Raw genomic sequence first — 11,921 nt, forward strand, 5'->3', positions numbered from 1 at the left:
CGAAGGGCCTCCCAGAGCGCTAATCCAAAACCTCTAATCAGCTCCAGCGGTGAAAACGATCCCAACTTCAACTTCCGTGTCCACCCCAAACCCGGGCTTTTACAACATGCTACGGACATTGCTCAAGAAGAGGTCGCGGAGCATATTTGCTTAGACGCTGGTGGACGCGATACTTGATCTATAGGCCTGCTCACTCTTGCAGGCTCTATAATCAGCTTTGCTTCAATCTATCTGGCAATGGAAGCGGCTATAAAGGGTATTTCCCTGGTAGGAACCTTTTAATGACGGTGATCTGGAGAGAAACAACAGCGCCAAACCCAATTAACGACATTGCTGATAGATGAAGTTTGAGGTAAGGATCAAAATCGACGGCCTTGGAGATTTGATAAAAGCATATGAGAATGCAAATGAATAGTATGTCGCTCGCATGTTTCCTTACAAACTCGAACTTACCGAATAGTCGCCAAATTTCAAAGTACAATTGCATAATAAGTACACCGACGACAGTGAATATTGCGGCCTGCGTTAAGCACAAAAGGGGTGGGATTCTCCATAGGCATAGAAGGACAGCCGCAATAATCGAAATAAGGAGCACGGCAAGCACTTCATTAATAGCCTGAATGGGGCGCAATGATTGGTAGAATTGCTTTTCACTGATATCAAGATTTGAGTTAGTGAAAACCTCTCCCACTTGACCGAGAGTTGGCGACTTTCCTGGTTTTTGACGTTCAAGCTCATTGATGGCTGCGTCAATCATCCTCAAGTAGCTTCTGTCGATCAATTTACGTTCAGCGATATCGGCGGCAAACTCCCGCGCCGGTGTCGATTTGTCGATGCCAAACACTCGAAAAGGAAGGAGTGTATTCAGTACGTGGTCATACCAAGAGCGATAGTGTTGCTTTAACCTGTCTTTTCTCGTTAATGGAGCTTGCTTAGGAGGGGAGAGCTGCTTCTTATTGGTAAACAGAAACCACTCAAACTTGTCCAAATGGTGTTTGTAGTTGGAGAATTTCAAAAACGCATGGAGCTCCTTTGCGGTGAGGTCTTGTTTAGCCCCTTCGCGTCGCTTGGCGTAAGCTTGTATGATCTCGATAACTTCAGATAGAAGCGCCTGAGCCTCAATATTGGAAGTCAAGTCGGGATTTTTTTCCAGCATTCCCTCCAGGTCTCTATCTATCGGCCTGGCAAAGTTTGCAAACAGGATAGTCTTTCCGCCGCGCAACGACAGGTAACGCCGAGCTAACGCGCCGTCGCTATCAAAACGCTCCATAAATTCCTGGTCTTTCTCAAGGTGCTCATAGTAGGACTGTAATGAGCCGCCTTTAAAGCCCTTTGGTGTATTAGGTTTTGCTGATTGTCCGGGCGCTGCTTGTTTTTGAATAGAGGGAGGCAATATGACTCTGTTTTCTTTCGTATCGTAGCGCCATAATTTGGCTTCTTCGTATGAAATGCGGTGCTGCGCACCCACATTTGACCGGAGTTCAGGCTTGTCTATCCACGCAAGCTGTTGGCCAGTTTGAAGGTCTCTCAGCTCCAACGCATCCTTGTAACATGCCACAAAGCGCATCCCTTTGGTCGTTTGAACCTTTAATAGTCTAAATGGTCCATCGCTGTAGTAGATTGAGCTGTAACTCATATAGCGTTCGTTGGCCGCATAGAGAAGTTCTTTAACTTCCGCAAAAATGGAGCCGCTGCTTTTAATACGCTCCCAGTAATTGGGGATAGCATCTATCTGTTCGATCAGCCAATCGTTAAGTTGTTGCTGGCTACTGATAAATAGAGGCGGATTTTTCCAAAACAGTTCCTGTACCTTCTGAGATAGACGTTCACTGCAAATTAATTCGCACACCTTATTGTCCCAGACGATAGCGTGGATGGCGTCCTCAATTTTTTTATTATCAATTATGGCGCGGTCATGTGACGCGATATCACTCTGATTAAATTGCTCTAACTTTCTTTCACAGTGCTTTAAAGCCGCGAGCAACTCAGGCTCGTCTATATATTCGATGAACCTGATGAGATGCTTGATATTGAGGGTTGATCCATTGTATGGCGTGTAACAGGTATACGCGCCTTTAAACCCTTCACTAGCCATACCAAAGAGCATGGTCCCATATAGTTGAATCGGTAAGTCTGCAGGGCTAAAAAGATAGTTGTCGGTATAGTCTTCGGCTATGTAAAAGACCGCTTCATAAAAATAGGCGTCTTTTGTAGCTTTAAGCGATTCAAAGGTTGTTTCCAGCACTGGAACGGCGTTGAGTTTCATTTACTTTACATCCCTAATTCGGCGGGCGGATTCTACACAAAACTTATTCCTTGTGTCTGCCCTGATTAAAGGGACGTGTCAGCTCTTTGGATCTGTTTTGGACTTGGGCTTTCTGACTGTGGAAAGCAAACACTTAGATAGGGCGTGCTAACTACACTAGCCAATTACCCATTGAGGAATGGCACGGACTGATCGGTGACGCGACCCTCGCAGATGCCATTCTGGATCGTCTGGTTCACAACGCCTACAAGATCAATCTCAGGGGCGAGTTCATGCGGAAACAGCAGGCAAAGTTGACGGGCGCCGAGACTTCGGAGTAAGAAGAGAAACCCCGCGTCGCTACGCTCCGATGGGTGGCAGCCTTCACGTGGAATGGGTGGCAACCTTCAGCGGTTTGCGCACTTGTCCTTTGATGGGGTTTCAGAGCTTGCTAGTAAATACATTTCAAATATAGGCAAATAACTCAAGCCAACTACAGGTGGCGGCTTAGTCGGGCGCTAAATTCTCGAATATCATGAGCATATAGCCTGAAAGGAGTTAAGGCTGAAATTGCCTGGAGGCAATCAGTGTTTGTCCGGTATGCTGGGCTATTCGTATAGGAAGAGGGGCTTTAAGGAACTGCGGTCTTGGGTACTTAGAAAGGCGGCGGCAGCTAAAGCACAACCGCCTATTCATCCCTAGTTCACGTCACTCATTCTCATGTTCCAGGGCGTATCTTCCACCGTTTGTCCCGAGCTTATAGAGGGGGCTCTGGAAAGCTGTCAACAAATGACTACTATTTATTGGGGTCTTTGAATTTTTGGCCATACTTTAGTGCGGCTTGCGTGGCTACAAACTTTGCATCTTTTGGGGCAGTCTCTCCACGAAGAGGCGTCCTCTGTTTTTCAAATTCGGGCATCTGATTTTCATTCTTCTTCGTCATCAGGAACAAAGCCTCCGTCTTTATCTGCCTTTCCCCATGCCAAGTCTTCGGGCTCGTCGTCACCATTGTTTTCACTGTTAAGCCAGTCATTCACGAATTTCGAGCGCCTGAGAAACCTTTCGCCGCGTATACGGGGAGGTAAGTTTTGTTCTTCTTTTTCTATCTTGTCGATCAATGGAGTGACTTTGCTCATAACTGACCCGCATTAGCTTCCAAATAAGGTTGCGTGTAACTCAACTATCCCCTGATAAATAGCATCAAAGATGAAGCCAGGTTGGGCAGTGGGTAGGAAGGGAGGCCCCGTTCACCCATCCTGCCCCACCGTTCGCCCTGAGCCTGTCGAAGGGCCTCCCAGAGCGCTAATCCAAAACCTCTAACCCGCCCCAGCGGTGAAAACAATCCTGCCCTCACTGACGCTGACTTCAACTTCCGTGTCCACCCCAAACCCGGCTTGCTCTAGCCAATAACCCTTAATCAACATCCAGGGGACAGGTTTGAAACCGCCATAATCATAACGGCTGGAGGAGAGGTGATAATTGTAATAACCCTTGCGGACCTTGAGACGGCGCTGATGGGGAAGGGCAGATTTTCCTTTAGCCGAGCGACGCTCTGGCTTATCATGCGGCTTAGCCATGATTGACTCCTAGTAAGTCTTTTGTGGTCAGCTGCCTCTGGGTGTTGCGAGCACTCAGGGGTAGCGCTTCAATTCATATATTTAAATCGAGATATTTAGTTATATTTCCCTTGGGGAAACGGTCGGTTTCTAACGTGGGAAATACCCTCCTATCATTAACTGGAATGCTGGTTAAATCAACAGGTTTTTAGGTGTGAGGCTCATTATTATCGGAAAATTCTACGGTATTGCCGAGTAAAACTTGTTCGTATATGAAAGAAGGCATAAATTCTGAGATATATAATTTGAAAGATTCAATCTGAGAGTATGCGACTATCACTAGGCATCCAATAAATACAACTATGTCTGTCACGCTGTAGTATAGGATACTGGGAAAAGTGCAGATTGATAGAGTTAAGGCTGTCTCTGAAATAGCTTGCTTTCCTTTTAAAAGAGCTCTTTTTGCATCAACGCCTAGAATATTTGTTTCGATGTTTATGTTTCTTTTCTCACTTTTTACCTTATGTGCTTTCTGGGAGATGTCACTTACATATTGATCAAAATTATTCAGCTTAGCCATAACTCTAAATGATCGAGAGTTTATTATTTTGCTTATTTGAGATCCGACAATTGTAAGTGTTACGGATACTGTTAGACCGAATATGCTAACCTCGGAGATAAGGCCTGAAGAGAAGTTGAATAGAAAGCTTATTTTGATGTCTTTTGTAGTCATTAGGAGACTATCTTTATGTGTTGTAAAGTACACATAGTAGGAAAATAGGTATATGAGTAGGCAGAAGAATCTATAAAGAGGGTATCTTGATGTTATATCTTCGATGTACTTCTGCTGTATTTTTTTTGCTAACTCATCCATTGTGAAGGTCTAAGAAATATATGTCTCCGGCTTTAGGGTCGAAGGCTCCATACTCAATCATTGGGCAGCCAGTAAATATCATGATTTCCTCTGTTCCCAAATATTCTTTTGCCTTGTGAAATGTTTGATTGTTTTCAAAGTGTATTATAGACGTGGCATTGCTTGAGAGGTTCTCAATTTTTCCATTTAAATTTTTGTGGTCTAGAGAGATTAGCTTCGATCTATAGATAATAGGGTCCCCTAATGATCTTTTTGAAATAACCTTGTGAAACTCTTCGCTCACTATAGTGTCAAACGTATATTTGTGAGATAACGTTCCATGAATGCTTACCTCAATAATACTATCCCCAGAATATTTTGATCTAACAATGGTTAATATTTGATCTATTTCTTTTAAAATAGAACGATCTCCATATTTTCTCAGTATTTTACTGCTAGGGTTGGTGTAAAGTTGATTGAAATCTTGCGGTTCGATTAAGTAACTATCTCATAACCTCATTGACTCCCCTGTAGCCGCCACATCCGCCGAAACCATAACAGACCACATGCCAATTGCAGCAATCCCAGATAGTTGCTGTCCTTTTTGTCATAGCGAATCAGTAACGCACGGCACTTAGACAGCCAACCAAACGTGCGCTCCACTACCCAACGCCGGGGCTTTCCACTTGGATGACGGTCCGCTGGCTGCGCCTCCTCGCCAATTCGGCAGATATGCGGTATGTAGTCATGCCGGGCTGCCACGTCTTCGCTCGCCACATTGTCATACCCCTTATCCAGGCATAAATGCTGCCGCGCCTCCACCGTTGGAGCCGGACGCTCTACCACAATCGACTCCAGCGTCGCTTCCAGCAGCTTATGGTCGTTGACATTGGCTCCGGCGATGACGAGTCCCAAGGGGCCTCCCTCGGCTTCCACCAGCAAGCTTTTCTTGGTTCCCTTCTTGCCTCGGTCTGTCGGGTTCGGCCCCACATTCTCCCCCCCCAAAGCGGGCTTTCCCCAGCCAGCCGTCCGCACTTTGCCATTCCCAGTCCACCCCTTCCAGTTCCTGGCAGTCTCGCAGTAGACTCGCCCAGATCTTCTCCATCACGCCGTTTTTACTCCAGCGCTGAAACCAGCGATGGACCGTGGCGTCATCCCCAAATCGGCGGGGCAACTGATTCCACTGGCAGCCTGAACGCATCCGAAAAATAATCCCGTCCAAATAGCCCCTCCAGTTGCCGATGGGGCGGCCACCCTTGACGCTGGGTTGCCAGTCTTCTTTTAAAATGGGTTCGATTCGTAGCCATAGCTCGTCCGGTACTTCCCATAGAGTGTCCAGGGGTTTCGATTTACTGGACGGGGCGCTTGAGTCCTTTTGTGACATGACGTTTCCTTATCAGAGAAGTGGCGCCTCAGTGAACCGGCAAAGGTGAAAAAATTCAAGTGGGGGGTTATGAGATAGTTACTAAGCCTGAACTTACCTGATCTGACTTTTGTTTAAGTTGATCTTGAATTGATTGGGTGTTTTCTAATCCTTTTTGCTTTGCTTGCTCGAATGCTGGAGTTAATGCAGATGAAACTCTATCTACAATCCATTTTGATACTGGGTTATCAGAGAAAAAGCTAAGTATGTACCCTCCTTCACGAGGAGCCTCAACCAGAAAGTCCGATTTTGTGAAGTCCTCGGAGAGCATGCGCGCATGCTTCCATATATGGCCGTGCTTTTGCTCTATATAAGCTCGATCTAGAGCGGACTGAAGGTGTTGGAGGGTTTTTCCAAGAGTTCTAATAGTTACTTGATGGTTCTTAGCTATATGACCATCAAAATGAATCTGTATTTTGCTCATTGACCTTTCCTTGACTGCCTGCTTGTATCGGATAGGTAAAATAGTTTTGAGACTTGTATATTGAGCAAGCTATTTATCAATTTTCCGCCGTCGGCGATTACGGCATCGCGATATTCGAATACGTCCATCTTCCTGGCTTCCTGAAGACTGTTAGTGCAGGAATTTCTGTGAAATCAAGCAGTAAACAAATCACGTCCTAATTCTCCATGCCTTATGGAGATGCCTGAGTCGTTTTTGGTTGTTGGTTGAATTTTGATCAGGTGAAAAGAAGTATAGACAAGGGCTTCAGAAATGCAGGGGAAATTGTTGATGAATTGCTTGCGTTTCGAAGAGCCCTTCGACAGGCTCAGGGCGAACGGGGCGAACGGGGCGAACGGGGCGAACGGGGCGAACGGGGCGAACGGGGCGAACGGGGCGAACGGGGCGAACGGGGCGAACGGGGCGAACGGGGCGAACGGGGCGAACGGGGCGAACGGGGCGAACGGGGCGAACGGGGCGAACGGGGTGGGCAGGTCGTAATTGGCTACAAAGAGCAGGCGACTCAATCCCCCAACGCTTGAACAATCACCTTCCTAGTCTGAATCAACCGCTCCCTGATCTCCTGCACAACGCTTTCGTTATCTGAGGCGAGTTCTGTGATGTTGGTGTCGAGGTAAGTCATGGCGGTTGAGTAGGGGAGGTAGCGGTAGTCTTTCTCGGTGGCTGCGTCGATGGGGAAGTGTTTGCGGATGTCGTTTTCCGTCATGTTGCGGTAGACAATCACGTGAACGTCGTAGTGTCTTGGTCTGGGGTCGCCGTGGGACTGCCATTGCCACCATTCTGAGCCTAACAAATCCGTCGCCAGGGAGGGCGGACCGAAGTCTTGGTAGGTCATGTCGAGGTAGCGTTGTTTGGTGGAAGTTGAGGTGGCGCAGGCGTTGAGCAGCAGGATGCCGCCGATGATCAGGAGAATAATTTTGTTTTTACAGCGGATGGGGTTGTTGAGCATGTGCGTCTTGAGCTGTGTTATGTGAAGGAATATCCGACGATTAAACTACCATCAATCCTATCTTGTCTCACTAGCGGCGGATCTTTTGAGAACAAGGAGGATCTTGTCCTGGCCAGGGAAACCCTCATGGGTTTGCCATGACGCCAATCTATGCGCTACGACGCGCGGTTGGATTTGGAGTCGCTGCGCTTCGCCTGGGGCGTCAGTTCATCCAGATAGAGGAGAATTTTTCTTGAGGCGTGCAGCGCGGCTTCCAGTGAGCGGCGCAGTAGCGAAACGACTTGAGGGCGCAGGGCGTGGTTCATGATGAGGATTTCCACGCGTTTGCACAGCATGGAGAGGGAGTCGGCGCCGATGGTTTTGGAAAGCCCTCCCATGATATGGAGTTCTTTCTCGATTTCCCGCGTGTCTTCGGTGTTGAACGGTACGCTCAGATGGATCAGCAGGCGGTTGACGTCATTTTCAAAACCTTCCAGCGCAATGCGGTACGCCGAAAAGTTGGAGCCGAATCGCCCGGCGGCTTCTTTCACATTAATGCCGATTTCCGCGCCTTTATTGAATATGGATTCCAGGGTGACGTCGCCGGCTTCATGCGGGCGGGCGGCTTTGTCCAGGCGGCTTTCGTCGGTGTACTTGAGAATGATCCGGCACAATTCGTTGATGTCGAAAGGCTTGCCAATGTGGTCGTTCATACCCGCGGCCAGACACTCCTCTCTGTCTTTTTCGAGTACGTTGGCGGTCATGGCCACAATGGGGAGAGTCTTGTAGCCGAACTTTTCCCGCAAGGCTCTGGTCGCTGCATAGCCGTCCATTTCCGGCATCTGGATATCCATGAGCACGATATCAAACTGAGAGCCCGCGTGGGTGATGGCGGTGATCGCTTCTTTTCCGGTGGAGGCGATATCCACGAACGCGCCTTCCGCCTGCAGCAGCTGGGAGGCGATCTGCTGGTTGGTGAGGTTGTCCTCCACCAGCAAGATCCGAATGCCGGATAAACTGGCTCCGGTTATCACGCTACTTAGCTGGCTGCGGCGTTTTTGCGCGGATCTGGATTGCGACGCCCGCGCTTCGGCGACGGAATCCAGCAACATCGACGGCGTGACCGGTTTGGACAGCAGGCCGTCAAAGGCGGCGTCGATCTGGGCGTCCCGCAGACCCGGGATAGCCTTGCCGCTGTTGGTCATCAGAATCAGCGCCGGAGGCGTATCGGAACGCCGTATTTTTTGCAGCTCCTCCGTCGGGTTGGCGCCGCTGGCTTTGATCATATTCAGGTCGACGAACACCGCGTCGTATTTCTTCTGTGAATCCTGGGATAAGGTGGCCAGTTCCGGCAACGACAAGACGACATCCGAAGTCCATCCCAGCGTAAGCGCCAGCTCTTTGATGCAGGCCGCCGCCCGCTTGTTGTCGTCAGCGATGAGAATACGCAAGGCTCTTAATTCCGGACGGTTGATGTTCAACTCGCCGGTTCTGTTCTCATCCACCGCCACCTTGATGTTGAAGCTGAACGCGCTGCCCTCTCCGAGGGCGCTGCGGACCTGGATATCGCCGCCCATCATTTCAATCAGTTGTTTACAGATGCCGAGTCCCAGTCCGCCGCCGCCATAATTCCTGGACGCAGCGGCGTCATCCTGAACGAACGTTTCGAATATATCTTTGCAGTGCTCCTCCGTCATGCCGATGCCGGTATCTTCTACGCTGAATTTGAGTTCCAGTTCGTCCTGAGTCATCACGGATAATTTCACGAATAAGGTGATTTCTCCCTGGTTGGTGAACTTGGCCGCATTACTGAGCAGCTTGATGAGCACCTGCTTTAATCTGGCCTCGTCGCCCACTAGGTTATTGGGTATTTTGTGGTCCAGATAGAAAATGACCTCGATGTCTTTGTTCTCTGCATGGGCGGCAACGAGATAGCTGATTTCCCGCAACAGCTTGTCCAGGTTAAAGGCGTGCGGCTCCAGTTCAAGCTGGCCTGCTTCGATTTTGGTGTAGTCGAGCAGGTCGTTAACGAAGGAGGTCATGGACTGAGAGGCGTGCTCCAGTTTTTCCACGCAGTCCTCCTGTTGAGAGTTCAATGTAGTGCGCCTCAGCACTTGCAAGGTTTCGGAAATGGCGGACATAGGGCTGCGGATTTCCTGGCTTATATTGGCGACAAAATCCGACTTTGATTTATTCGCCGACAGCACTTTATTCACGGCTTCGCCCAACTCCTGAGTGCGCTCTTTCACGTCGTTGGTCAGCTTCTTGTTTAGCGCCTTGATCTGATCCTCCGCCTCCACTTTATCCGAGATGTCGCGAATGATCGCGGCGGCGCCGATAGCCCTGCCGTCCCATTTGGACTTGATTGGAAAGGATGAGACGGAAACATCCACGCGCGCGCCGTCCTTGCGTTGCCGGGTGGTGTGATACGCCTTGACGGATTGTCCCTGATTGATCGTTTTCAACGCGTCGGCGTATTCGCTTTTCAGTCGGTCTGGAACGATCAACTTCCCCAGATTTTTACCGATCGCTTCGCTTTCCGCATAGTCGAACATCTCTTCCGCGGATTTATTCCAGCTTTCCACCACGCCCCGCAAAGAGAGGCTGATAATGGCGTCGCTGGAATTGTCGATAATGGCGGACAGGCGCGCCTGGTCTTTCAACAGACCTACTTTGCGGCCCATATGAGACAAGTAGAAATACACCAGCACGCCTGACAGGGCCAGCAGGACAATCAGGATTCCAGCCTGCCTCCAGGCGGCGTTGGCGGCCGAGGCCAGCACCACCGATTGAGGCACGGTAAGAATAAAGTTCAACGGCGCATTGGCGCGACTGTCCAGGGAGGTGATTTGAAAGGGATAGGTGTAATAGCGCACAGCGTTGATGCGGGATAGCGCAAGCTCTCCCATTTGTGGCGGGCTGGCGAATTCATCCGCCCAGGTGTTCCTTTTGCCCAGATCGAAGCCGTACTCCATCTCTTTGTCTGGATGGTAAATAAAGTCGTTACTGGCGGTGGTGATGTAGGCGCTGTAATCAGGAGGTAGATTCTCCGCTAACGTGGAGGTGATTATCGGCTCTGCATAGACATTGACGATAACTATGCCAAAGACGGCCCCAAGGTTGTCATAGATAGGCGTTGCAAAGCGCAGGGTGGGCGTCAAAGGCATGGCGACAACGCCGTTCTCTCTGTTCAGATTGATGGGAGAGATATAGGTTTCGCCTTTTTTGTACTTGATGGCTTCACTGAGGTAGGGACTTTCTCCCATATGCTGAAGCTTATCCCGGGCGATCACTGCGACAGCGTTTCCGCTGTCTCTCTCCACCCGCACCAGCTCCTTTCCGTTGTCGGCAAGCCCGATGAAACGGGCCTGCATAATGGCGTCATTGATCAACAGGTACTCGCGAAATATGACTTCCAGGCGATTCTCCCAGGTTTCGATACTGTTATTCTCCAGCGGGTCGTATCCGTCGTTCGCGGATGCGCGAATGATCCCCTGAATCGGCGGCGTTCTGGAGAGAAACTGGGTGACGTGTATGTAATCTTCAATCTCGTTATTGAACTTGCTGATTCGTAATTGCGCCTGACCGGACACTTCCACGGATTGCTGCGCCAGAATCTTATTGATTTCCGCGCTTCGAGTGACAAAATGCGCGGTGGGAACAATGATGAGAGATGCTAAAAAAGTCAGAACCGCGACACGAATGCCAAGTCCGCGGTTGCTGTAAGTGGAGCCTGTTTGCATCATGCTTTCTCCCTAAGCAATGCAAGCTATATGATCTGACGCGCCTGAGTCGCCCTGCACATCCTGGTTGCCATAAGTGTAGCTTTATTAGTTGGTAAAGCCAGGTGTGGGGGGGTATGGGAGAATTCTGCTGTTTGGGAGCGATTGAAGTGGGCGTGAGAGCATTGTGAGTAGATTGGATAATATGAATAGGTTGTGGGTGAGGCTCGGACATTTGTTTACAGATGATGAAGGCTCATTGCCCGATATTTGGATAGAAAACATCACACAAGACGAGCTGGTGAAAATCTATGGCTGGGTAATGTCGCTTACCAAGCCGGCAAAGGACGCAATGCTCTGGAGCCTCGAAGAAGATCGAGACATGCTGATCTCTGATATTGCAGACCCGGCTGTGTATTATATCCAAGGGAAGGCGGAGAGCTTTCGACACCTTCTGGACGTTTTTACGATGAATGGCGTGACGATTCCTCAACTGTCCATGTGCCTTGGCGATAGTGGCGTCGAATTTGATTACCGCATGGGCAAGGAATGGGGCCCCAAAGAAGTCTATGCGCTGTTTGAATTTCTGTATGAGATAAAGAAAATCGCGCCTGCGGCTAAGGTGACGCAGTCATACGAGGGAGGCTATTACAGCCCTAATTCAGAGTTTGCCTTGGCGTTTGAAGAGTTTTGCAAACTAGCTGTAAGTCATCGTGGTGATAATGGATAAG

At 49.3% G+C, this 11,921-nt stretch carries 11 protein-coding genes and 1 pseudogene; 3 read left to right on the plus strand and 9 right to left on the minus strand.

What is annotated here, in order from left to right; genetic code table 11:
• Positions 1 to 247: 247 nt before the first annotated feature.
• Positions 248 to 2,266 (minus strand): hypothetical protein, encoded by a 2,019-nt coding sequence (locus tag O5O45_RS08480; protein ID WP_305904782.1) that lies wholly within the window; start codon positions 2,264 to 2,266, stop codon positions 248 to 250.
• Positions 2,267 to 2,421: 155 nt separating this feature from the next.
• Here O5O45_RS08480 and O5O45_RS08485 point away from each other — a divergent pair.
• Positions 2,422 to 2,586: pseudogene (locus O5O45_RS08485) on the plus strand (ATP-binding protein); the annotation flags it as partial.
• 585 nt (positions 2,587 to 3,171) lie between these two features.
• On the opposite strand, the gene O5O45_RS08490 reads toward O5O45_RS08485, so the two are convergent.
• The 6 genes from O5O45_RS08490 to O5O45_RS08515 all read right to left on the minus strand — a co-directional run bounded on the left by O5O45_RS08490 (position 3,172) and on the right by O5O45_RS08515 (position 6,501).
• Positions 3,172 to 3,381: a hypothetical protein gene (locus O5O45_RS08490; protein ID WP_305904783.1), complete on the minus strand. Its 210-nt coding sequence runs from the start codon at positions 3,379 to 3,381 to the stop codon at positions 3,172 to 3,174.
• Between the two features lie 180 nt (positions 3,382 to 3,561).
• A complete protein-coding gene (locus O5O45_RS08495; RefSeq protein WP_305904784.1) occupies positions 3,562 to 3,822 on the minus strand; it encodes a SymE family type I addiction module toxin in 261 nt (86 codons plus the stop codon).
• 187 nt (positions 3,823 to 4,009) lie between these two features.
• Positions 4,010 to 4,675 carry a hypothetical protein gene (locus O5O45_RS08500; protein ID WP_305904785.1) on the minus strand — a complete coding sequence of 222 codons (666 nt, stop codon included), beginning with the start codon at positions 4,673 to 4,675 and terminating at the stop codon, positions 4,010 to 4,012.
• On the minus strand, positions 4,668 to 4,958 hold the full coding sequence (locus tag O5O45_RS08505; protein WP_305904786.1) for a hypothetical protein: 291 nt from the start codon (positions 4,956 to 4,958) through the stop codon (positions 4,668 to 4,670). Before O5O45_RS08505 ends, O5O45_RS08500 begins: the two co-directional genes overlap by 8 nt.
• A gap of 212 nt (positions 4,959 to 5,170) precedes the next feature.
• A protein-coding gene (locus tag O5O45_RS08510; RefSeq protein WP_305906195.1) for an IS5-like element ISHch3 family transposase occupies positions 5,171 to 5,993 on the minus strand; the annotation gives its coding sequence in 2 pieces (ribosomal slippage) (positions 5,171 to 5,669 and positions 5,668 to 5,993; 825 coding nt in all).
• A gap of 112 nt (positions 5,994 to 6,105) precedes the next feature.
• Positions 6,106 to 6,501, minus strand: coding sequence for a hypothetical protein (locus O5O45_RS08515; protein WP_305904787.1), 396 nt, complete (start codon positions 6,499 to 6,501; stop codon positions 6,106 to 6,108).
• Between the two features lie 260 nt (positions 6,502 to 6,761).
• Here O5O45_RS08515 and O5O45_RS08520 point away from each other — a divergent pair, with 260 nt between their 5' ends.
• Entirely contained in the window at positions 6,762 to 7,061 is a 300-nt protein-coding gene (locus O5O45_RS08520; protein WP_305904788.1) for a hypothetical protein, read from the plus strand.
• On the opposite strand, the gene O5O45_RS08525 is transcribed toward O5O45_RS08520, so the two are convergent.
• Both O5O45_RS08525 and O5O45_RS08530 read right to left on the minus strand, forming a co-directional pair.
• Positions 7,043 to 7,489 carry a hypothetical protein gene (locus O5O45_RS08525; RefSeq protein ID WP_305904789.1) on the minus strand — a complete coding sequence of 149 codons (447 nt, stop codon included), beginning with the start codon at positions 7,487 to 7,489 and terminating at the stop codon, positions 7,043 to 7,045. The genes O5O45_RS08520 and O5O45_RS08525 overlap by 19 nt on opposite strands.
• 155 nt (positions 7,490 to 7,644) lie before the next feature.
• A complete protein-coding gene (locus O5O45_RS08530) occupies positions 7,645 to 11,214 on the minus strand; it encodes a response regulator (protein WP_305904790.1) in 3,570 nt (1,189 codons plus the stop codon).
• A 211-nt stretch (positions 11,215 to 11,425) separates the two neighbouring features.
• Here O5O45_RS08530 and O5O45_RS08535 point away from each other — a divergent pair, with 211 nt between their 5' ends.
• On the plus strand, positions 11,426 to 11,920 hold the full coding sequence (locus O5O45_RS08535) for a hypothetical protein (protein ID WP_305904791.1): 495 nt from the start codon (positions 11,426 to 11,428) through the stop codon (positions 11,918 to 11,920).
• Position 11,921: the final 1 nt, after the last annotated feature.

This window comes from Hahella sp. HNIBRBA332 (assembly GCF_030719035.1).
Classification (GTDB): domain Bacteria; phylum Pseudomonadota; class Gammaproteobacteria; order Pseudomonadales; family Oleiphilaceae; genus Hahella.